Here is a 21,466-nt window from a genome sequence, read left to right as displayed (position 1 = left end):
CGACGCTACCCGCGCGGGCGCAACGGCGAGCGGAGGTCACCGGCCCGCCAGCCGTGGCCGAGAACGAGGGCCAGCCCGAGCCCGCCGACCGCCAGGAGGACGATGCTGCGTCCGAGGTGTTCGGGCGTGAACGAGAACGCGACGTCGTGCGTGCCCGAGGGCACGACCACGCCGAGGAAGGCCGCATCGGCCAGGACGACCTCCGCGGCGGCACCGTCGATCGTCACGTCCCAGCCCGGATAGTGCGACTCGGACACGACCAGGAGCACATCGGTCGGCGCGTCGACCGTCGCCGTGACCGTGCCGCGGCCGTACTCGACGTCACGCAGCACGGCGGGCGTGGCGCCAGTCGGCTCGGATGGGAGCCCCACGTCACGATCCACGACGGCCGTGCCGGGCGGGAGGCCGTCGGCGATCAGCGCCGCTGCGGCCTGCGGGTCGGGTTCGACCACGACGGCCGTGTCGACGCGGACCGGCTCCACGGGCCGTTCGAGCAGGATCACGTCGCCGACCCGCAGGAGCTCCAGATCGTCGTCGCCCGCGATCGTGCCCACGGCCAGTGCACCTGCAGCGTCCACGCCGACCAACAGGGTCGGGGCCGGTGCCGTGACCTCGACGTCCACCGCGGACCCCACCCGGAGATGCTCGCCGAGCACGGCGAAGCTCATCGCGCCCGCCTCCACCGGCTCGACCCAGCGCCGCTCCGTCGTCGAGCCGTCATCGGTCGTGACGCGGACGTCGACGAAGCCGCCGACGGCGGGACCGACCTCCACCAGCACCGCCCGCAGGCCGCCCTCGGGTACGACGGTCGCGCCGGCGAGCGCTTGCACGGCCGGGTCGGCACCGTCGGTGACCCCGGCCGGAGCCGTGGCCGTTCCCGGCGGACGCGAGTCGGGGAACTGGGCCCAGACCCCGACCGCCATCACGTCCCACACCGGCGACGTCACGTCGGTGCCGTCGGCGATGTTCGGATTCGTGGGCGTGCCGCCGCCGTCGCGCCGAAGCATGTCCGGATCGATGGCGCGGAGGAGCTCCTGGTAGCCGGGTGACTTGAGAAGCTGGCCGCGGGCGTCCGCGATGTCGTAGTGCTGCGTGGTCGCCGGGAAGAACGTGCGGCCCTCGCCCGCCAGCCGTTCCCCCGGCTCCAGCGTCGCCTGCACGACCGTGTGGGCCGGCGTCGCCTCCAGCCGTTCACTGCGGCTGACGGTCGTGGGTACGGGCATCGCGAACGTGAGGAGCTCGGCCCCGACGATGGCCACCAGCCCCCAGCCGGCAGCCGTCGCGCCGAGGCGACCCCGGAGCCGGGCCGCCACCACGCCGATCGTGGCGGCGGCGGCGAGGATCGACGTGGACGAGACGGCCACGGTCTGTCGCAGCGCGCCGTTCGCCCGCGCCGCGTCGAGCCAGTTCTTCGCCGACGGCGCGAGGGCGAGCAGGGCCAGTCCGGCGACGACGGCCGCCACGCGGGTCACCCGACGCCGGTCCTGCTGCGGGCCGAGGAGCCAGTCCACGCCGAACGCGGCCCCGAGCGCCATGCCGACGCCGATCAGCACCTTGGCGCGGGTCATGAGTCCACCCCGTGATCCCGTCAGGTCACCGAGCGCCACCGCGAGCGGTCCGCCGAGGTAGGCCACGAGCACACCGATCGCCACCATTGCGACGAGCCCGGCGGCCACCGACCGGCGACGCCGGTCGCCGCCGACGAGGCCGGCGACGAGTCCGAGCAGGGCGAGCACCACGACCGACGAGCCGACGTGGGTGTTGAACTCCACCCAGTTCCCTTCGCCGAACCAGCTCGCGCCGACGGCATCACTCCCCCACACCGCGGGCGCGACGGCCGTCAGCAGATACGCCATCCCGGCCGAGGAGTCGTCGGGATTGCCGATCCGGTGCGACGTGTCGGCCCAGTCCACGTACTCGCTGAACCCGATGACGTGGGGACCGGCGAGGCACGCGGCCACCACGGCCGCCCCGACGAACACCAGGGCGCGGCTGCGGACCCAGCGGCCCCGTTCGGCGGCCGACCGCCATTCCGACACCGCCCGCACCAGCGTGTAGACGCCGCTGCCGAGAAGCACGTAGATCAGCACGGACGGGAAGTTCGCCCACACCATGAGGGTCACGACACCGGCGAGCGGTGCGACGCGCCAGGGTCGCGGATCACGGAGGGCCCGCTCGATCGCCCACAACAGACCGGGGGCGAGCGCCGCCACCGAGCTGTGCGGCCAGTTCATCCAGCCGACCATGAAACCGGAGAGGCCGAACGCGACGCCCCCGGCGAGCGCGGACACCCGGTGTGATCCGACGGCGGTGAGAAAGCCGACCGCGAGGCCGACGGCCGCCAGCGTGCGGATCGCAGCAACGAGCCCCGGCGAGTACCAGTCGGGCGCCACGAGGTACGGCAGGTTGAAGATCGGGACGCCGCCCTTGAACGTCGGCTGCCCCGCCGCCAGATCGGGGTTCCACCAGCCGAGATCGCCGCGGCGGAGGTCCTCGCCGACCGCCGCCCAGTGGGCGTGGATGTTGATCGGGTCGCCTGGTCCGTTCTCGAGCGAGAAGTCGTCGGGCTGGTAGCTGTCGAACGGCGCAGCCGTGGCGACGACGTCGTGGGACACCAACGATCCCCCACCGATCAACGCGGGCCAGAACGCAAAGACCACGACGGCCAGGGCGACGGCCGACAGGAGGCGCCGGGAGGCGTGGACGGGACCCATCGCCTGCGGACGCTAGCTTCGCTGGCACCGATGGTTGCGCTCAGGACGATACCGCTCGGCTCGCCGGGCCTACCGACGTCGATTCGCGACGACGATCTCGTCATTGCGCTCGACCCGGCCGCGTCGCTCGACGGGGCCGGCGCGGCGGCGCTCGTGGAAGCCGCGAGCGGCCACCCCGCCGACGCGTTCTTCGGCGACGTCGTCCTCGCCGGCGAGCGTCATCGGCGGCCGGCCTGGAGCCCGACCCGACTGCGATCCGACCCGGTCGCGGCCTCGCCGATCGCCGTGCGGGCCGGCTGGCTGCGGGCCCGCAACCGGGGCGGCATCGATCCGGCGCTCGTGTTCACGCTGGCCGAGGACGGCGCCCGCGTCGCCCACCTGCCGGCGGTGCTCACCCATCACCCGGGCCCGCTCACGGCCCCTGACCCGGCCGCCGTCGCCGCCCACTGCGAACGGATCGGCGTCCCCGCCGCGGAGGGGCTTCGGCCCCGGGTCGACGTCATCGTGCCGAGCGCCGGGCAATCGCTTCCGGGCGGCACGATCGCGGTCACGGCGATGCTGGAGAGCCTTCCGCCGACCGACGGCATCCGGTTCCTCCTCGTCGTGGGCGAGGAGTTCGCCGCGAACCGCTCGGTGTTGGACCGCCCCGACGTCACCGTCCTCGAGCGCGGGCCCGGCGCGTTCAACTTCTCGGCCGCGATCAACATCGGGCTGCTGCGGGCGTCGGCGGATCTGGTGCTCTTGCTCAACGACGACACAGAGCAGGCGGCGGCCGGATCGATCCCGCGCATGGCCGCCCAGCTGGCGGATCCGGGCGTGGCCGCGGTCGGCGCCCTCCTCACCTATCCGGACGGCACCGTCCAGCACGACGGGATCGTGATCGACGACGCCCGTCCCCTCCACCCCTTCGTGGGGTGGGAGGTCGCGGACACGGCGCCGCACGGGGGTCTGTTGGCCCGCGAAGTCGTCGCGGTGACCGGCGCGTGCCTGCTCGCCCGGCGCCGGGACCTCCTGGCGGTCGGCGGCCTGTCCACCGGGTTTCCGCTGTCGTTCAACGACGTCGACCTCTGCGTCCGGCTCCAGCGCAGCGTCGGTCGGGTCGTGATCGAGCCGGCGGCACGCTTCGTGCACCACGAGACCCTGAGCCGCGAACCCGTGATCGCCGCCGAGGAGTGGGATCGGTGGATCGACCGCTGGGGCGAGATCGAGGACCCGTGGTACCACCCCGGATTCCGGCGGCCCGACGACCCGCACGCGCTGCACCACAACGCCGACCATCTCGATCCTGGCGAGGAGCCGCCCGCGTCGGCCCTCCGGCTGCGGGAGCCCGTGCTGCGGTCCCGCGTGCATCGCGCCCGCGTCCCCTCGCCGCCCGACTGACCTATCGTCGGCCCGTGCCCTACGACGATCTTCCCGTCGCCGCCGACCCCGACCCGGTCGAGAGCGCCGATCCCGACGAGCTGCGGGCGGAGATCCTGCGCCTCCGCGAGAGCCTCCTCGCGGCGAACGGCCGCACCGAGGTCCTGCGCGACCGGATCGCCGAACTCGAGACCCGCGAGGAGGAACTCGACGCGGCGAACCGGCGACTCCACGAGGATCTGGCCCGCACGCCGGTGGCCCGTGTCGTCCACGCGGTCCGACGCCGGTTGGCCCGCCCGTGACCCGTCCGATCGACCGACTTCTCGAGGCCTACGCGATCGCTCCCCTGCCCGCGCCCACCCGCCCACAGAGTGTCAGCGTCATCGTCCGGACCCAGGGCCGTCGCCCCGGCTCCCTCGCCGAGGCGCTCGACTCGATCGCCGCGCAGACCCACGAGGCGGTCGATGCCGTCGTCGTCGTCCACGGCGGCGAGGACGCCGCCGCATCCGTGCGCGAACACCTCGGGGATCGTCCGAAGATGTCCGTCGTCTCGACCACCGACCCAGGCCGGGCCGCGCCACTCAACGCGGGCCTGCGGGCGGCCGCGGGCGACTATGTCACCTTCCTCGACGACGACGATCTCGCCGAGCCGGGCTGGATCGCGGCGGTCGTGGACGCAGCCGCCGGCGCGCCCGGCACCATCGTGCGTTCGGTCACCGCCTCGCAGGCGTGGACCACCGACGGCGGCGACGAGCCGGTTCGGGCCACGGGTGACGTCGAGCATCCGTTCCCCGACACGTTCGATCTCCTCGCCCACATGAGCGTGAACCTCACCCCGATCTGCGCCGTGGCGTATCCCCGGCAGGCACTGCTCGACCACGACCTCTGGTTCGACGAGACGCTGCCGGTCTACGAGGACTGGGATCTCCTGATGCGCGCCGCGATGCTGCTCGGGGTCACCTCCATCCCGACGGTGACGACGTTGTACCGGCGCCTCGACGGGGCCAACGCCGACGCGGCCGAGTCGGTCGGCGTCTGGGAGAGCACCCACGCCCGCGTGATCGCCGGACTCGCCGACGCACCCGTGCTGCTCCCGGCGGGCGACGCGGCCCGGCTGGCCCGCACCCATTTCGAGCTCGGTGGCGCCAGCCGCCACGAACGCGAGCTCGAGGAGACCCGCGCCGAACTCGCGCGGATCACACGGTCGCCGGTTCGCTGGCTCGGTGCGTTTCTCGGTCGCCTCCGCGGCGCGGTCGCGGCCCGACGCAGAGCGCCGCGGCCATGAGCAGCACCCAGTTGTAGGAGTACCAGAGCACGAAGCTCTCCGTGATGTTCTCGATCACGAGGAACACGATCAGGGCGAGCCATGTCGCCGTCGCCGCGTTCGGGGTCCGCCAGGCATCCCGCGCCGTGTTCCCCACGGCGAGCACCACGACCGCGACGAACAGGGCGGCGCCGATGACGCCGGCACCCAGCCACGCATCCATGACGCTGTCGTGGGCGCTCCCCCGTCCGAGGAGCTCGTGGGTGGACGTGAACTCGGGTTGGGTCCACATGGTGAACCAGCCGTGGCCGTGGATCGGCCGTTCGCCGATCTGGTCCCAGACGAGCCGCCAGATCGTCCGCCGCTGGGCGAACGTCGCCTCGTTCCACATGAGGCCGACGACGACGGCGACCGCCGCGAATCCGGCGGCCGCCGTTGCCGTGCCGAGCGCGATCGCCCGGGCGCCGATGCGCTCGCGGCCGACGCGGGTCGCCACGACCACCACGGCGGCGCCGGCCGCGGCGAAGACAGCGAGCCAGGCGGTGCGGCTCCCACTCCCGAGCATGAGGATGCCACCGAGCCCGGCAAGCGCGAGCGGCGCGAGCCGGGCGCGACCACGCCGCTCGGCGGCGAGGCCCACGCCGAGCAGGATGCCGACCCCGGCCACGGGGGCCAGCGAGTTCCGGTTGGTGAAGATGCCCCGCCAGTCGTCGTTGCGGTCCAGGCTGATCGAATCGCTCAGCAGCACCGCGGCGAGGCTCGCCACGAGCGCCACGGCGACGGCCGCCGCGAGCGCCCGGGTGCGGTCGACCGCGTTCATTCGCGCGATGACCACCGCGAAGCACGCGAGTCCGACGTAGATCAGTGACCGGCCCCGGGTGATCTCCGGCGCGACGCTCCACAGACTCGTCGCCGCGACCCACACCGAGAACCCCGCGACCGCGACGACGCCACCACGGCGCAGCGGCCCGAGCGTGCCCGCCGCCCGCGCCAGCACCACCGTGACGACGGACGCCACCGAGAGGGCGACGAACAGGTCGCGCACGACCGGGCCGTCCCAGTCCCACGGCTGGTCGAGCACGCGGAACTGGACGAAGAACCCAGGACCGTTCATCGTCACGAGCAGACCGAGGGCGACGAGGGCGATCCGCGACCGCGACGATTGCATCGTCCCATCGTAGTGACGGTGAGTCGGTAGGATCCGAGCGGTCATGCCCACCCTGTCGCCGTCCGTCCGCAAGAGCGCGTCGCTGATCTACCACTTCGCCGAGCGCGAGTCGAAGGCGCGCTACAAGCGCAGCCTCCTCGGCTGGTTCTGGTCGTTCATGAATCCCCTCACCACGGTGCTGGTCTACGGCTTCGTGTTCGGCGTGGTCTACGGGGCCGAGGCGCCCCCGACGAGCAACGGCAACGCCGAGAACTTCGGCCTCTACCTCTTCACCGGACTCATCGTCTGGAGCGTGTTCACCGGCGTGGTCAACGGGTCGATGGGCTGGTTGATCGGCGTCAGCGATCTGCGCAAGAAGATCTACTTCCCCACCGAGACGGCACTGCTCGGCGGCGCGGCGGCCAACGCGGTGCAGACGCTCCTCGAGGCCGTCGTACTGATCGCGATCATGCTCGTGCTGGCCAACATCTCGTGGACGGTGATCTTCCTGTTCCTCGCCCTTGCGTTCTCGATGCTGTTCGGGCTCGGCGTGGGGTTCATCGTGTCCGTCTTCAACGCCCGCTACCGCGACACCCAGTACCTGATCGGCATCCTGTTGAACGTGGCGTTCTTCGGGGTGCCGATCGTCTACACCCAGAAGCTGCTGGACGACGGCGGGGTGGACGGCTTCCTGCGGGTGGTCCTCGACTGGAACCCGCCGGCGTTGTTCGTCGAGATCTCCCGCGATGCGGTGTACTTCCTCGAGGTGCCCCAGTGGAACCGCCTGCTGGCCGCCGCAGCGTGGGGCATCATCACGTTCGTGATCGGGTGGGTCTACTTCCGCGATCAGTCGATGGCCATCAGCGAGGAACCATGACCATCGGATCGATCACCGTCCGCGACGTCTCCAAGAAGTTCCGGCTCGAACGGAACCGGCCGAGCTCCATCAAGGAGGCGATGCTGCGCATCGGTCGGAAGTCCGAAGCGGACGACTTCTGGGTGTTGCGCGACATCAACCTGGACATCCCGCCCGGATCGTTCTTCGGCCTCATCGGCCACAACGGGAGCGGCAAGTCGACGCTGCTGCGCCTGATGGCGGGCATCCACCGGCCGACCACCGGCACGATCGAGTCCGAGGGCCGCCTCTCGGCCCTGCTCGAGCTCGGTTCGGGGTTCCACCCCGACCTCACCGGCCGCGAGAACGTCTACCTGAACGGGGCGATGCTCGGCCTCAGCCGCAAGCAGATGGCCGCGTCGATGGATTCGATCATCGACTTCAGCGGCATCGGCGACTTCATCGACGAGCCCGTGAAGATCTATTCCAGCGGCATGTACGTGCGGCTCGGGTTCGCGGTCTCGGTGAACGTCGACCCGGAGATCCTCCTCGTCGACGAGGTGATCGCGGTGGGCGACGAGGAGTTCCAGCGCCGGTGCATGAACCACATGAACGTGCTGCGCGAGCGGGGCACGACGATCGTCCTGGTGAGCCACAACACCTCGCTGATGTCGGATCTCTGCGACCGGCTCGGGTGGCTCGACCACGGCCGACTGGTGGACGTGGGTGAACCCGAGGACGTCGTGGCGCACTATCTGGCCGCGGTCGACACCGGCAACCGCAACCGGCTGACCACCCGCGACTAGCGGGAGCGGGTCGGCTCGTCGTCGACCGGCGTCACGACGAGGCCCGTCGACGGCCTCCCCCGGCGGAGACGACCGAACAGGAAGCCAGTGCCCCAGGCGACGTGCATCGTGGCGAACACCGCCATCAGCAGATAGCGATCCGTCTTGCGGGGCAGCTCCGGACGGTTGTCGCGGGCGACGAGGAGTGCGGATCCCGTGTAGGCCGCGGGCAGCAGCCAACCACGAGCCCGGCCCCGCAGCAGGTCCACCGCGCTCACGATCAGTCCGATCACGAGCAGGGGTGCCACGGTCTGGCGAGGCTTGAGCGAACGGGGGTTGCGCCGCAGGACATGGCGCTTCCACGCGCCGTACTGGAAGTACTGCGAGGCGAGCTGCGAGAAGGTCGCACGGGGCCGGTAGGTCACCACGAGGGCGGGGTCGAGCCAGACCTCGCCGCCGGCTTCCCGCAGGCGGGTGTTGAGCTCGTAGTCCTGGTTGCGGTCGAGCGTTTCGTCGAATCCTCCGACCGCGACCAACGCGTCGCGCCGGAACACGCCGAGGTAGACGGTGTCGGTCGGACCCTCGTAGCCGTCGCGGCGAAAGCGCGCGGGGCCGGCGCCGAAGGGCGAGCACATGCCCACGGCGATGACCCGCTGCAGCCCGTCGTCGCCGACCGGGCGCTGGATACCGCCGACATTGGCGGCGCCCGTGCGCTGGAGGGTGGCGACCGCTCGCTGGAGATAGCGGGGCGGGAGCACGCTCTGGGCGTCCACCCGGGCGACGATGGGCGATCGACCGGCCCGCGTGGCGATGTTGAGCCCCGTCGGCGTCCGCCCCGTCGGGTTCGCGACGACCGTGACCCGACGGTCGTCGGCAGCACGGCGTTGGGCGATCTCCCACGTGGCATCGCGTCCGGGGCCCACCGCGACGATGACGTTGATGGCGCCCGCGTAGTCCTGGTCGAGGACGGCGTCGAGGCACGTGTCGAGCGTCGACGCCGCATCGAGGGCGGGGACGATCACGTCCACCGCCGGCGCGATGTCGGGCACGGGTGCGAGGTTCAACGGGCGGATCGCCGCAGCATCACGAGCAGCGTCTCGGCCAGGATCTGGAGGTCGAGGATCGGCGACCAGTTGACGACGTACTGGAGGTCGTGGCCGAGCTTGTAGCCCGGGTCGGTCTGATAGTGACCCCGGATCTGGGCGAGGCCGGTGATCCCCGGCGGCAGGTCGTGGCGTCGGCCGTAGCCGGGGATCAGCTCCTCGAGGTTGGCGACGAACTCGGGCCGCTCCGGGCGGGGGCCGACGAGGGACATCTCACCGCGCAGCACGTTGATCAACTGGGGCAGCTCGTCGAGGCGGCTCTCGCGCATCCAGCGCATCCCGGGCACGACCCGGGGATCGTCCTCGTCGGCGAGCACGGGCGCGCCGGCGGACTCGGCATCGTGACGCATGCTGCGGAACTTCAACATCGTGAACGTCGTACCGGCGCGACCCACCCGCTCCTGGCGGTAGAGCACCCCCTTGCCGACCCGCAGGCGGACGTAGAGCGCCGCCCCGAGTGCCACCAGGACGATGATCGGGCTCAGCACGGCGATGACCGCCAGCTCCAAGATCCGCTTCAACCGCAGGCGATAGTTCGGCACGGCCCGGGTGCGGAGGGCGACGAACGGCATACCGGCGATCTGACGGCTCCGCTGGAGCCCGAGGAGGGTGTCGGACGGCGAGATCCGGTAGAAGACGCCGACACGACGGCGCTCGAGGTCGTCCAGGGGGTCGGGATAGATCTTGTCGAGCGAGCCACCGCTGAGCAGCAGCACGTCCGTCGCGCCGACCCGATTGCATTCACTCAGCAGCGCGTGGGCGTTCGGGGTCTGACCGACCACCTCCGTGTCGCCCCCGGACTCCGCGAGATGGGCGCGCGCCAGCGAGATGTCGTCCGGCGTGCCGACGAGGAGCACCCGTGAGTGTCCGTAGCGGCGGGACCGCAGCCGTCGGGAGATCGCCCGGGCCAGGGCCACGGACACCGTCGCGGCCACGGCGAGGACGGCGAGGTTGAGTCGGGGCATCAGGTAGCGGTTCGTGGCGAGCCCGATGGCCGCGGAGATCAGCACCGAGACGGCGGTCAGCGCGACGATGCGGGGCAACCAGGGCGGGAGGCCGAGGCGCTGCTCGTACTCGTACAGCCCGCCGAAGTAGTACATGACCATGTGGACGGCAGTCGCGATCGCGAACCCGATCAGATAGTGCGACACCGGGTAGGTGGGCCACGAGAACCCGAAGCGGGCGACGGTGATGGCCACCATCAGCCCGTAGATGGTCACGGCGTCGATGACGTGGAGGTAGCGGAAGCCGCGACGACGCAGCGAGCGGATCACCGGGATCTCGCCGCTGTCCACCGTGGGCTGCTGGAGGGGTTGCTGAGTCTGCATCGGCGTCTCGGCCGCAGTGGCGGCCGAAAACGATGCTAACCGCCGACCCCGTCACCGCGGCGGGCACCCACGTCGGCCACGAAGGCCGCGATGGCCCCCGCCACCTCCCCCGCGCCGGCGAACTCGCCCGATCGGAGCGGGGCGGGACGCGGCTGACCGGTCGGCGCGGCCAGGTCCGCCCAGGAGCCGAGCGTCGCCCGATCCGGGCCGAGATCGGCGGCCAGCGATCGCAGTTTCGGCTCCGTCGACACCACATGGGCCGGCACGCCGGCGCGGGCGGCCAGGACGACCGCGTGATAGCGCGAGGCGACCACGAGCCGGGCGCCGGCGACCGCGCCGACGTGGGCGTCCACGGTGTCGTCGACGAGCCGCGCGTCCACCGACAACGCGGCTCGGAGCTCGGCGGCGACGTCCCGATCCCGCCGACCCCGGAACCCGGCGAGCGCGACCCGGTATCCCTGCTCGACCGCCAGACGCTCGACGGCGGCCGCGATCTGCGCCACCGGCGGCGCCACCAACCGGCGAGCGGCGGGCCGCACCAGACCCGGTTTCACTCCCGGCCCGACAGCCACGATGATCTCGTCGTTCGGCTCCGCCGGCGCGTCCGGGAGGTCGAGCGTGAACGCGAGGTCGGCGGCCGTCGTGGGATGCAGTCCCGCGGCGCGGAGCGCGTCGGAGGAGCCCTCGTCGCGCGTCACGACGGGCGCGTCGGCGAGTGCACGGCGCAACAGCCGGGCGGACGACCGCCGCCGCAGGGGCTCGGCGCCGACCCCGAACGCGGCGACCGGCACCCCGCGGCGCCGGGCGGCCAGCGCGGCGGCGAGGTGGCCGGGCAGGTTCCAGAGGCTGCTGCCGTCCTGGAGGATCCCGCCGGGTCCGACGATCACGCCGTCGACGGTCGCCACCGCGCCGCGGGCGCCCATGCCCCACGGGACCGACTCGACCTCGTGCTCAGCAGCCGTGGTCCCCGGATCGCGCGAAGCCACGACGGGAACACCACCGGCCCCCCGCACCATCGCGACGATCGCGGCCGTGAGCAGTTCGTCGCCGATGTTTCCGGCGCCGGCCCAACCACAGATCAGCAGCCGGGGGCCGTCGATCGCAGGTGGGTGATCCGTCACCCGCAGGACGCTACCGCGCTCAGAAGAGGGCGAGTTCCGGGGGCTCGACGCTGCCGGCCCACGCATTGTCGGCCGAGGCCAGGCGGTACTCGAAGGTCACCATCTGGGCGCGGGTGACCGTGTCGTGCGGCGAGAAGGTCGTGGGCGTGGTGCCCGTCGTGATGTCGTGCTCGGCCATCCAGTCGACGGCGTCGGCGAAGTAGTCGCCGCCGTCCACGTCGACGAACCCGGAGGTGTACGACGGCGTCGGCTCGCCCGCCGTGCGCCACATGAACGTCGCGAGCTGGCCCCGGTCGACGGGAAGGTCCGGCTCGAAGGTCGTCGGTGTCGTGCCGGTCGTGACCGACACGTCGGCCGCCCACGCCACCGCGGCGGCATGCCAATCCTCGGGGTCGACATCGACGAACGACGTCTCGGTGCCGTGATCGGGCGAACCCATGAAGCGCCACAGGAAGGTCACGGCCTGGGCACGGGTGAGGGCCTCGTCGGGCCCGAAGTCGTTGCCCCCGAGTCCGGTGCTCACGCCGGTGAACTTCGCCCAGTCCGACGCGATGACCCAGAAGCCGGAGCCGGCGTCGTCGAACGGTTCGAAATCGACGACCGACTCGACCCGCAGCTCCGGGAACCGGGGATCACGGTCGAACGGGTTCGCGGTGACCCGCTCGACCATCTCACCGGCGACGCGGAGGAGGCTGCGGCGGCGCTCGACCGACCAACTGCCCGGGAGGTCGTCATCGACGAGCGCGAACGCGGCGGCGACATGGGGCGCGGAGAACGACGTGCCCTGCTGCGACGCGAACCCGGAGGCGTCGTAGGAGGCCAACACGGTCGTCTCGACGGGACTGCCGGGGGCGAGGAGGTCGAGCTCGGTGCTGGAGCTGGTGAAGGACGCCACCTCGCCGTCCACGGTGGTGGCGCCCACGGAGATCACGTCGGGGAGGCACGCCGGGAAGGTGATGGAGTCCTCCCAGCCGTAGTTGCCCGACGCGGCCACGACCGCGATGCCCGCGTCGGTGAGGCGTCCGATGACGTCCTCCCACGCGGCGTCCGTGCACGACCCGGGATCGCCGCCGAGGCTGAGGTTGACGGCGGCGATGTCGTAGGTGCTGCGCATCGAGTACACGTGCTCGAGCGCGGCGAGCACACCCGCCTCGGGGATGTAGGCGCTGTATGGGTACTCCGGATCGCTCTCGTCGGCGAGCCCTTCGACCACCGCGGTGACGCGCAGCGCCATGATGCCGGCGTCCGGAGCGACCCCGGCCAGGGTCTCGTCGTCGCCGGAGATGACCCCCGCGACCGCCGTGCCGTGGCTGCAACTCGCCGGAATCGTCGAGCAGGGTTCGGCCGACGTGTCGCTGCGGGTCCCGTTCTTGCAGAGTTCGGTGACACTCACGCCGGGATTGGACGCGAAGGTCGGCACGCCGTCGAGGTAGCACGCCGTGTCGATCACCGAGCCGATCAGACCGGGATGATCGTCGTCGACACCCGAATCGATCACGGCGACGACCTTGCCGTCGCCCGTCGTGCCCGCCGCCTGGAGGGCCGTGGCCCCCACCGTGGTGGTCGACACGTCGAGCAGCAGCCGCAGGTCCTCCCGGGCCGGCCGGATGGACTCGACGATCGCTGACGCCTCCAGCGCCGCGAACGCCTCCGGCGTCACCTCCGCCGCGAGGATGTCCAGGTCGTCGAGCGCGCCGGTCGCCTCGAGCCCGTCCACGTCGAGTGCGAGCAGACCGGCGATGGTCGGTGCGTCGCCCGGTAGGCCGAGGTCGACGAGCTCCACGATCACCGGCGTCGTCGCGTCGGCCGCCGGTGGTTCGCTCGCCACCGGTTCGTCGGCCCCCGCCGGCACGCCGAACCCCACCACCAGGGCGATCGTGAAGGCGAAACAGAGGAGAAGTCGATGTCGCAAAGGGGTACCCGCCGGGAAATGGTTCTCTCCGTCCATCGGCAGGGGCGGCGCGAACCTGACGGTCTGTGGCCGAGGTGATGGCCTTCGAGCGCAACAATCTCGTAACATAACCCTGTCCTGAAGCGGGCGGTCCGCCGATGGGATACCCATGAGCCGTCTGCCTCTCCATCGAGTACTCAGCGCCGTCATGGTCGCGTCGATTCTTGCAGCCACCGCCGCGCCCGCGAGCGCGGACGAGGGACCGGCGGAGCCGACCATCACGTTCCGCCACGGCGGCTTCGGCCACGGGGTCGGTATGTCGCAGTACGGGGCCCTCGCCCGCGCCGAAGCCGGCCACAGCCACGAGGACATCCTCGGCTTCTACTACGAGGGCGCAACGCTCGGCTCGCTGTCCGACTTCCCCGAGTTCGACGACGGCGACGGACTCGACGTCCTCATCGAGAACGGCTCCGGCGGCAACACCCACGGCGGAAAGGTCAGCGTCTCCCAGCCGTACATCAACGGCGACTACCAGGAGGGGTGGGAGCTCGAGGTCCACGTCGGCGGCGACCTCCTGACCACCTCGACGGAATCCGTCGAGGCGTCGTTCGACGGAACGGCCTGGTCGGCGACGATCGATGACGACGACGACCCGGACACCGCCCGGGTCGAGCTGTGCGACGAGACCTGCACCGGGCCCCTCGAGTTCGCGCTCGTCGGCGGCACCCACGTCGTCCTCGAACCCGGGGAGGACACGAACCCGAACCTCGGCAACGGCAGCGGCGCCTATGCCGGCGGTCGGATCATCCTCGTGCCCGGCGAGCACGACTCGGACTGCGGGTCCGGCACGCGGTTCTGCGTCATCCACGGGGACCTCGACTTCCAGGACTATCTCGTCGGACTGGCCGAGATCCCGACGTCGTGGCCGGCGGAGGCCCAAGCCGCCCAGGCCGTCGCGGGCCGGAGCTACGCCGCCGCCGCGATCATCAACCGCGCCCACCTCGGTCGCCCGTGGGACATCGTCGACTCGACGAAGGACCAGCACTACACCGGCTACGACCGCATGCTCCAGGGCTGTGGCAACTGGTGCGACGGCGTCGACATCTCCGACGATCAGCTCCTCGTCTTCGACGGAAAGATCGCCCAGGCGTTCTACTCGTCGTCCAACGGAGGCCACACCGCCAAGCCGAGCGATGTCTGGAACGGCGGGACCGACCTCGCCTATCTGCCCTCGAAGGCGGATCCCTTCGATGCACATCCGAGCAACCCGAACCGGTGGCGGGAGACCACCTGGACCGTCGAACGAGTGTCGCGCTATCTCAACGAGTACAGCGACCCGGTGGAGGGCGACCAGCTCCACGTGGGGACGGTGCGCGACATCGAGATCACCGACGCTCCCGCGTCCGGCTGGATCAACTTCGCCGAAGTGACGATCGTCGGCACGTTGAAGACCGTGACGGTCGAAGGTCTGTCGCCCGGGGGCACCACCCCGTACGGCTACCGCTTCTGGTACGCGCTCAACGAGGGCTGCAAGCGTGACCCGGATTGCTCGGGTCGCTTCGCCGGCGCCCGCATGGAGATCGACGAGATCGTGAACTTCGTCGACGTCGACCCGGGCGAGTTCTTCTACGAACCGGTGCAGTGGATGGTCACCGAGAAACTCACGACCGGCCTCTCCGATGACACCTTCGGCCCGCACGACGACAACACCCGGGCCCACATCGCGACCTTCGTGTGGCGCTTCGCCGGTGAGCCGCCGGCGCCGGAGCCGTCGATCTTCGCGGACGTCGAACCGAAGTCGTTCTACGAGGGAGCGGTCGCCTGGATGGCGTACACCGGCATCACGACCGGGACCTCGGACGCGGCGTTCTCGCCCCACGCGATCGTCACCCGCGCCGAGGCGGCGACGTTCCTCTGGCGCCTCGCCGGCGAGCCGGCGTCGGACGAGCCCCACGACTTCGTCGACGTGGCCGACAACCGCTTCTACACCGAGGCGGTTCGTTGGATGGTGGAGCACGGGATCACGACCGGCACATCATCCACAACGTTCGAACCCGACAAGGTGCTCACCCGGGGCGAGATCGCCACGTTCCTGTGGCGACTCGCGGGCACGCCCGAGGCGTTCGCCGACGGGGTCGAGCTGCCGTCCGCCATGCGGGTGAGCTGAGTCGGTCAGCTCGTCGGCGCGTCGACGCCGGCGAGTTCACAGGTCCAGGCCGTCAGATCGTCGACGGGGTCGCCACACCACTCGAGCATCCGCCGGCGCCCATCGTCGTGACGGGCCTGGGCGGCGGGCAGATCGTCCACCAGTTCGTCGAGGGCGGCGAAGAACGCCGCCTCGTCCTCGAGCAGGAACGCCTGGGTGAGCCCCCACCGCTCCTCGAGTTCGACCTGATACGGGTGGCGGCCCGCCCAGGTGTTGAACCGGATCGACGGCGTGCCGATCACGCCCGCCTCCGAGCAGACCGTCTGGCTGTCGCCCACGACGATGTCGGCCGCCGCGAGCACATGGTGGAAGCGCTCGGGGGCGGCGGCCACCCGGCGGTCGGCGAGGTCGGGCGGCAGGGGCTCCTCGGAGGAGATGAGCACCGAGCCGGTCGTCTCCAACCGCCCGATCACACGATCGATCTGGTCGCGGCTCATCCCGGCCTCGCTCACGTCGTGGCTGGCGGTGAACGCCGTGAGCCGCAGGACATGGAACCGCTCGTCGGGTCCCAGCCCGAGCTCGCCGCGGATGTCCGGATCCGGCGTGAACCGTGACGGGTGGAGGTAGAAGAGCTCCTTGTACCCCTGGTAGCGCCGATGGTTGCGGCCGTAGCTCTTCTCGGTGGCGGTCGGGCTGGCGATGATGTTCGCGAACGGACCGGCCACGTAGTACAGGAGTCCCGCCACATGGCCGTCGTCGGTGTCATAGAGCACGGGCGTGCGGGTGAGGCGGCCCGCGTGCACGCCGGCCGGCGACCGGGTGAGGATCACATCGGGCCGGAACCGGCGGACCTCGCGCCACGCCCGCCAGTCCCGCACCAGGAGCTCACGGGCCAACGAGAGCATCGACGTCCCTGCGGTCGAGGCAGGCACGTGCGGACGGTCCCGCGCCTCGATCAGCTCGACCACCGAATCCTTGCCGGGGCGCGAGAGCCACAGCGTCTCCGCGCCGTCGGCGAGCAGGCGATCCTCGACGGCGCCGAGCGTCCACACGTCGGCGGGATGCACCGCGTCGATCAACACCTTCATCTCGGCCGTGACGGTAGCGTCGCGGGATGCCGACCGCGCTGCGCCGCCTCCTCGACCAGCGCGCCCGACCGCTCACGCCCCGGACGCGTGGCCTGCTGCTCGCCATCACTGCCGCCGGCGTGCTCGGCGCGACGATCTGGGCGTGGCGCTCGTCCGAGCTCGCGATCGGCGACCTCGAGTGGCTCCCCATCGTCGTCCTCTTCGCCGTCGCGGCACCGCTGAGCCTGCTGCTGAAGGCGGCCGAGTTCCGCGCCGCGGCGGCGATCGCCGACCAGCGACCGGGCCTGACCCGTTGCCTCGACGTCGCGGTGCTGTCCTCGGCGGCGAACCTGCTCCCGCTCCCCGGTTCGCTCCTCGTGACCGTGCAGTCGCTGGCCGAGGACGGCACGACCTACGGCACCGCCGTGAACGCGAGCGCGGTTCCCGGCCTGACGTGGCTCTCGATCACCGGCGTGATCGGGGGCGGCGCCATCGCCGTCGAGGGCAACGTGTGGCTCGGACTCGCCGTCGCGGCCGCGGGCCTCGCCGTCGCCATCGTCGCGGCCACCATGTTCACCCGCACCGCGCCCGCCGAGCAGCGGATAGCCCTCGCGCTCGTGATCGTCCTCGTCGAGGCGGGCTGGCTCGCGGTCAGCGCCCTGCGGCTCGGACTCGCCGTCAGCGCCCTCGGCGTGTCGATCGACCCGCTCCAGGCGGTGGCCCTCTCGGTCGCCGGCGCGATCACCGTCGCGATCGGCTTCTTCCCCGGCGGCCTCGGCGTGCGCGAGGCGCTCCTCGCCGCCCTCGCGCCGATCATCGGCCTCGAGCTCGACACGGGCGTGTTGCTCGGATCACTCGACCGCGTCGTCTGGCTCACGTTCCTCGCCGTCGCCGCCACTCTCAGCGTCGCCGCCGCCTCCCGCCGCACCGCCTGACTCCCAGAACCCAAACCCAAACCCCCGAAGTGGCGTGCACATCACCCGGAGTTCGGGCGATACACACGCCAGAACGGAAGGAAGGGGGGGGTGGGGTCTTCGGTGCGCGGGTCAGGTGAGGCGGGACACGAGTTCGGCGAGAGGGTCGCGGAAGTCGCGGGTCTCGGGGAGGCCCGAGAGGCGCAGGGCCATGTTGTCGAGAACCGAGTTCGCCGGACGAGGGGCCGGGTAGGAACCGGGCAGTTCGTCGGTGGAACACGGATTGACCCGTTCGGGGTCGGCGCCGGCCGCCTTGGCGACCTCGCGGGCGAACTCGTACCAGCTCACCGCCCCCTGGTTGGTGACGTGGAACAGTCCCGGCCGCTTCGACAGCGCCAGGTCCCGCAGGACCGGCGCCAGGTCCGAGGTGAAGGTGGGGTGCCCCACCTGATCGTCGACGAACGTGAGCTGGTCGTGCTCGCCGAGCAGCCGCAGGATGGTCTTCACCATGTTGTGGCCGTACTCGCCGCAGACCCAGGCGGTGCGGACGACGGTGGCCGCTGGGCCCGCCTCGATCTCGCCCGCGAGCTTGGATCGGCCGTAGACCGACACGGGATTCGGCGTGTCCCACTCGACGTAGGGACTGTCCTTGGTGCCGTCGAACACATAGTCCGTCGAGACGCTGGCGAGATGGGCACCGGTCTGACGACAGCCCTCAGCGAGATGACGCACGGCCATCGCGTTGACGTTGTACGCGAGTTCGACCTTCGTCTCGCAGTCGTCCACCGCGGTGATCGCCGCACAGTTGATGACGACATCCGGCCGCAGCTCGTGCATGGCGCCGAGCACGAGGGCCCGATCGGTGATGTCGAGTTCGGGAAGGTCGACCGCGGTGACCTCATGGGGTTCGAGCAGGGGCTGGATCTCCGTGCCCAACTGGCCGTTGGCCCCCGTCAGCAGGATCCTCATCGGACCGCCTGGGTGTTCGCCTTCAGCGGCTCCCACCACGCCCGGTTCTCGCGGTACCAGGCGACCGTCTTCTCGAGTCCCTCGGCGAAGTCCTGGGCCGGCGCCCAACCGATCGCCTTCAGCTTCGAACAGTCGATCGAGTAGCGGCGGTCGTGCCCGAGGCGGTCCTCGACATAGTCGATCGCCGACTCGTCCCGGCCGCACAACTCGATCAGCCGGTCGGTGAGCTCACGGTTGGTGATCTCGTTGCCGCCGCCGATGTTGTAGATCTCGCCGGGCTCGGCGTTGCGGAGCACGACGTCCACGCCGGAGCAGTGGTCGGCGACGAACAACCAGTCGCGGATGTTCATGCCGTCGCCGTAGAGCGGCACGGTGCCCCCGTCGAGCAGGTTCGTGGTGAACAGCGGGATGACCTTCTCGGGAAACTGGAACGGCCCGTAGTTGTTCGATGCCCGGGTGACGATGATGGGCATGTCGTAGGTCGTGTGGTAGCTCAGCGCGATGAGGTCGGACCCGGCCTTCGACGCGGAGTAGGGCGACCGGGGGTCCAGCGGATCGGTCTCGACCGAGGACCCCTCCTCCACCGAGCCGTAGACCTCGTCGGTGGAGACGTGGAGGAACCGGTCGACCTCGAGCTGGCGGGCGACGTCGCACATCACGTTCGTGCCGTCACAGTTCGTGTGCACGAACGCGTCCGGCCCGGAGATCGAGCGGTCGACGTGGGACTCCGCCGCGAAGTGGACGACCTGGTCGCAGCCCCGCATCGCGGCGGCGACATCATCACGGTCGCAGATGTCGCCGTGCACGAACGAGACACGCGAGCCGAGGACGTCCTCGATCGACGCCATGTTGCCCGCGTAGGTGAGCGCGTCGTAGATGACCACTTCGTCGTCGCTGGTCTCGAGGACGTGGCGGACGTAGTTGCTTCCGATGAATCCGGCAGCGCCGGTGACGAACAGCTTCATGCGAAGAGCCTTTCGTGCTCAGGTGGTGCGCAGCGAGTGGTAGGGACGACGGTTGGCGGGAATGTCGTCGCGCAGGGGGTTGGCCTGATCGCGCCCGGACAGGATCGGATCGGTGAGGCCCCAGTCCGCGCCGATCGCCGGGTCGTTCCACAGCACGCCCAGCTCGTCGGCCGGGTTGTAGTAGCCGTCGACGAGATAGGTCAGCGTGCAGTCCGTGAGCGCCGCGAACCCGTGGGCGACCCCCGGCGGGATGTAGATGCCGTGGTGGACGTGGGAGTCCGCGTCCTCACCGCCGAGGTCGTAGACGATCGTGGCGCCGTCGGTCGGGCCGCCCTCGCGCAGGTCGTGGAGGACCACACGCACCTTGCCGTAGGGGCAATACCAGTAGTCGCTCTGGTGCAGGTGGTAGTGGAGGCCCACCACGGCGCCGCCCTGGCGGTCGCCCCGGTTGCCCTGGATCATCTCGCGCTGACCCGGGAACCAGGAGCGGCGATACGTCTCGATGAAGTAGCCCCGCTCGTCCCGATGGATGTCGGGTTCCACGATGTAGACGCCGTCGATGACGTCAGAGGGCGTGACGGTTGCCATGCAAGCTCCAGAAGGTGAGGAGGGTCCGGGTTATTCGATCTCGAGGTGGCAATGGTCGCCCAGCATGACCCGGGTGGCCCGGGGCCGGGAGTCGCCCTTGCTGATCTCGGTGTCACGACCGACGAGGGAGTCGGTCAGCCGCGGGATGTCGGTGACCGAGCTGCGCCGCAGCAGCACCGAGTTGTCGATCTCGCTGTGGGTGATGCGGCAGTCGATCGCGATGGAGCTGTAGGGCCCGACATAGCTGTCCTCGACGATCGTGCCGGCGCCGATGATGGCCGGGCCCCGCACGGTCGAGTTGACGATCTTGGCGCCCGCCTCGATCACGACGCGGCCGTCGATCGACGACGTGTCGTCCACTTCGCCTTCGACGGATCGACGGAGGGTGTCGAGCACGAGGCGATTGCACTCGAGCAGCGGGTCCTTCTTGCCGGTGTCGATCCACCAGCCGACCAGCACCTCGTGGTTGACGCGGTGACCGTTGGTGACGAGCCACTGGATCGCGTCCGTGATCTCGAGCTCACCCCGCGGCGACGGCTCGATGGCGGCCACCGCCTCGTGAATCGTCGGGTCGAACAGGTAGACGCCGACGAGGGCGAGGTCCGACGGTGGCACCTCGGGCTTCTCGACGAGCTGGAGAACCTCGCCGTCGGGACCGATCTCGGCCACGCCGAAGGCGGTCGGGTTGTCGACCTTGGCGAGCAGGATCTGGGCGGCGGGGGCGACGGCGGCCTCCGTGAGCTGGGGCGCGTCCGCCGCGGCACGGGCGCTCTCGAACTGCTCGACGAACTCGGTGAGGCCCTGCTCGAGCATGTTGTCGCCCAGGTACATGACGAAGTCGTCGTCGCCCAGGAAGTCACGGGCGATGAGCACACAGTGGGCGAGCCCGAGCGGCTCGTCCTGCACGATCCACGTGATCTCGACTCCGAACCGGGAACCGTCACCGACGTGTTCGCGGATCTCGTCGCCGGTCGCGGGCGCGATGATGATCCCGATCTCGGTGATGCCGGCGGCCGCCATGTCCTCGATCCCGTAGAACAGGATCGGCTTGTTGGCGATGGGGACCAGCTGCTTCGCGCTGGTGTGGGTGATCGGGCGGAGCCGGGTTCCGGCACCGCCGCTGAGAATGAGACCCTTCACGGCCCACAAGGGTACCCAGCAGCCGAATGACTGTCTCTAGGCGGGACGACCTACTTGCCGACGAACCCCGATGTTTCGATCCGGTCCCGTCGGGTATCACCCCTCCACAGCCAATCCAAGGAGGACCCAT

18 protein-coding genes are annotated in these 21,466 nt (G+C 70.7%); 7 read left to right on the top strand and 11 right to left on the bottom strand.

All coding sequences use genetic code 11. The annotated features are described in order from the left end of the window. Nucleotides 1-5: 5 nt before the first annotated feature. The gene (locus R8F63_04955; protein MDW3217943.1) at nt 6-2,714 is read right to left on the bottom strand and encodes a hypothetical protein; all 2,709 of its coding nucleotides are present in this window, start codon (nt 2,712-2,714) and stop codon (nt 6-8) included. Between the two features lie 30 nt (nt 2,715-2,744). Here R8F63_04955 and R8F63_04950 point away from each other — a divergent pair, with 30 nt between their 5' ends. Genes R8F63_04950 through R8F63_04940 form a run of 3 tightly spaced genes read left to right on the top strand, consistent with a single transcriptional unit; the run spans nt 2,745 to nt 5,358 of the window. Further along, a complete protein-coding gene (locus R8F63_04950) occupies nt 2,745-4,094 on the top strand; it encodes a hypothetical protein (GenBank protein ID MDW3217942.1) in 1,350 nt (449 codons plus the stop codon). A gap of 14 nt (nt 4,095-4,108) precedes the next feature. Then, on the top strand, nt 4,109-4,375 hold the full coding sequence (locus R8F63_04945) for a hypothetical protein (GenBank protein ID MDW3217941.1): 267 nt from the start codon (nt 4,109-4,111) through the stop codon (nt 4,373-4,375). Next, complete coding sequence (locus R8F63_04940; protein ID MDW3217940.1) at nt 4,372-5,358, top strand: glycosyltransferase family A protein; 987 nt, start codon at nt 4,372-4,374, stop codon at nt 5,356-5,358. Before R8F63_04945 ends, R8F63_04940 begins: the two co-directional genes overlap by 4 nt. Here the strand turns inward: R8F63_04940 and R8F63_04935 are convergent. Beyond that, nucleotides 5,270-6,505: an O-antigen ligase family protein gene (locus R8F63_04935; GenBank protein ID MDW3217939.1), complete on the bottom strand. Its 1,236-nt coding sequence runs from the start codon at nt 6,503-6,505 to the stop codon at nt 5,270-5,272. The genes R8F63_04940 and R8F63_04935 overlap by 89 nt on opposite strands. 43 nt (nt 6,506-6,548) lie before the next feature. On the opposite strand from R8F63_04935, the gene R8F63_04930 reads away from it, so the two are divergent. Together R8F63_04930 and R8F63_04925 are read left to right on the top strand one after the other, a co-directional pair. Then, the gene (locus tag R8F63_04930) at nt 6,549-7,361 is read left to right on the top strand and encodes an ABC transporter permease (protein ID MDW3217938.1); all 813 of its coding nucleotides are present in this window, start codon (nt 6,549-6,551) and stop codon (nt 7,359-7,361) included. Beyond that, nucleotides 7,358-8,125 (top strand): ABC transporter ATP-binding protein, encoded by a 768-nt coding sequence (locus tag R8F63_04925; protein MDW3217937.1) that lies wholly within the window; start codon nt 7,358-7,360, stop codon nt 8,123-8,125. The genes R8F63_04930 and R8F63_04925 overlap by 4 nt, the downstream gene beginning before the upstream one ends. Here R8F63_04925 and R8F63_04920 read toward each other — a convergent pair. Genes R8F63_04920 through R8F63_04905 form a run of 4 tightly spaced genes read right to left on the bottom strand, consistent with a single transcriptional unit; the run spans nt 8,122 to nt 13,568 of the window. Then, nucleotides 8,122-9,153 (bottom strand): glycosyltransferase family 2 protein, encoded by a 1,032-nt coding sequence (locus tag R8F63_04920; GenBank protein ID MDW3217936.1) that lies wholly within the window; start codon nt 9,151-9,153, stop codon nt 8,122-8,124. The genes R8F63_04925 and R8F63_04920 overlap by 4 nt on opposite strands. 11 nt (nt 9,154-9,164) lie before the next feature. Next, complete coding sequence (locus R8F63_04915) at nt 9,165-10,535, bottom strand: exopolysaccharide biosynthesis polyprenyl glycosylphosphotransferase (protein ID MDW3217935.1); 1,371 nt, start codon at nt 10,533-10,535, stop codon at nt 9,165-9,167. A gap of 35 nt (nt 10,536-10,570) precedes the next feature. After that, nucleotides 10,571-11,656: a polysaccharide pyruvyl transferase family protein gene (locus tag R8F63_04910; GenBank protein MDW3217934.1), complete on the bottom strand. Its 1,086-nt coding sequence runs from the start codon at nt 11,654-11,656 to the stop codon at nt 10,571-10,573. 19 nt (nt 11,657-11,675) lie between these two features. Beyond that, nucleotides 11,676-13,568 (bottom strand): S8 family serine peptidase, encoded by a 1,893-nt coding sequence (locus R8F63_04905; protein ID MDW3217933.1) that lies wholly within the window; start codon nt 13,566-13,568, stop codon nt 11,676-11,678. 148 nt (nt 13,569-13,716) lie between these two features. Between R8F63_04905 and R8F63_04900 the strand changes: the two genes are divergently transcribed. Next, nucleotides 13,717-15,714 (top strand): SpoIID/LytB domain-containing protein, encoded by a 1,998-nt coding sequence (locus R8F63_04900; GenBank protein MDW3217932.1) that lies wholly within the window; start codon nt 13,717-13,719, stop codon nt 15,712-15,714. Nucleotides 15,715-15,719: 5 nt separating this feature from the next. Here the strand turns inward: R8F63_04900 and R8F63_04895 are convergent, their stop codons facing one another. Next, nucleotides 15,720-16,781 (bottom strand): hypothetical protein, encoded by a 1,062-nt coding sequence (locus tag R8F63_04895; GenBank protein ID MDW3217931.1) that lies wholly within the window; start codon nt 16,779-16,781, stop codon nt 15,720-15,722. Nucleotides 16,782-16,807: 26 nt separating this feature from the next. Here R8F63_04895 and R8F63_04890 point away from each other — a divergent pair, with 26 nt between their 5' ends. Beyond that, a complete protein-coding gene (locus tag R8F63_04890; protein ID MDW3217930.1) occupies nt 16,808-17,695 on the top strand; it encodes a hypothetical protein in 888 nt (295 codons plus the stop codon). Between the two features lie 111 nt (nt 17,696-17,806). Here R8F63_04890 and rfbD read toward each other — a convergent pair whose 3' ends face one another. Genes rfbD through R8F63_04870 form a run of 4 tightly spaced genes read right to left on the bottom strand, consistent with a single transcriptional unit; the run spans nt 17,807 to nt 21,336 of the window. Next, nucleotides 17,807-18,643: a dTDP-4-dehydrorhamnose reductase gene (gene rfbD, locus R8F63_04885; protein ID MDW3217929.1), complete on the bottom strand. Its 837-nt coding sequence runs from the start codon at nt 18,641-18,643 to the stop codon at nt 17,807-17,809. After that, nucleotides 18,640-19,608 (bottom strand): dTDP-glucose 4,6-dehydratase, encoded by a 969-nt coding sequence (gene rfbB, locus R8F63_04880; GenBank protein MDW3217928.1) that lies wholly within the window; start codon nt 19,606-19,608, stop codon nt 18,640-18,642. Before rfbB ends, rfbD begins: the two co-directional genes overlap by 4 nt. An 18-nt stretch (nt 19,609-19,626) precedes the next feature. Beyond that, a complete protein-coding gene (locus R8F63_04875; protein ID MDW3217927.1) occupies nt 19,627-20,196 on the bottom strand; it encodes a dTDP-4-dehydrorhamnose 3,5-epimerase family protein in 570 nt (189 codons plus the stop codon). Nucleotides 20,197-20,226: 30 nt separating this feature from the next. Continuing rightward, on the bottom strand, nt 20,227-21,336 hold the full coding sequence (locus R8F63_04870; GenBank protein MDW3217926.1) for a glucose-1-phosphate thymidylyltransferase: 1,110 nt from the start codon (nt 21,334-21,336) through the stop codon (nt 20,227-20,229). Between the last annotated feature and the right edge of the window lie 130 nt (nt 21,337-21,466).

The organism is Acidimicrobiales bacterium (assembly GCA_033344915.1).
GTDB lineage: Bacteria > Actinomycetota > Acidimicrobiia > Acidimicrobiales > Aldehydirespiratoraceae > JAJRXC01.
Note: the sequence above shows the minus strand (reverse complement) of the source record. Positions and strands in the feature narration are given on the sequence as shown.

Excerpts from the sequence above, each read along its gene's own strand:
- R8F63_04950 (MDW3217942.1), top strand. The coding sequence starts at position 2,745 with ATGGTTGCGCTCAGGACGATACCGCTCGGCTCGCCGGGCCTACCGACG.
- R8F63_04890 (MDW3217930.1), top strand. The coding sequence starts at position 16,808 with ATGCCGACCGCGCTGCGCCGCCTCCTCGACCAGCGCGCCCGACCGCTC.
- R8F63_04915 (MDW3217935.1), bottom strand. The coding sequence starts at position 10,535 with ATGCAGACTCAGCAACCCCTCCAGCAGCCCACGGTGGACAGCGGCGAG.
- rfbD (MDW3217929.1), bottom strand. The coding sequence starts at position 18,643 with ATGAGGATCCTGCTGACGGGGGCCAACGGCCAGTTGGGCACGGAGATC.
- R8F63_04955 (MDW3217943.1), bottom strand. The coding sequence starts at position 2,714 with ATGGGTCCCGTCCACGCCTCCCGGCGCCTCCTGTCGGCCGTCGCCCTG.
- R8F63_04900 (MDW3217932.1), top strand. The coding sequence starts at position 13,717 with ATGAGCCGTCTGCCTCTCCATCGAGTACTCAGCGCCGTCATGGTCGCG.
- rfbB (MDW3217928.1), bottom strand. The coding sequence starts at position 19,608 with ATGAAGCTGTTCGTCACCGGCGCTGCCGGATTCATCGGAAGCAACTAC.
- R8F63_04935 (MDW3217939.1), bottom strand. The coding sequence starts at position 6,505 with ATGCAATCGTCGCGGTCGCGGATCGCCCTCGTCGCCCTCGGTCTGCTC.
- R8F63_04875 (MDW3217927.1), bottom strand. The coding sequence starts at position 20,196 with ATGGCAACCGTCACGCCCTCTGACGTCATCGACGGCGTCTACATCGTG.
- R8F63_04925 (MDW3217937.1), top strand. The coding sequence starts at position 7,358 with ATGACCATCGGATCGATCACCGTCCGCGACGTCTCCAAGAAGTTCCGG.
- R8F63_04930 (MDW3217938.1), top strand. The coding sequence starts at position 6,549 with ATGCCCACCCTGTCGCCGTCCGTCCGCAAGAGCGCGTCGCTGATCTAC.
- R8F63_04895 (MDW3217931.1), bottom strand. The coding sequence starts at position 16,781 with ATGAAGGTGTTGATCGACGCGGTGCATCCCGCCGACGTGTGGACGCTC.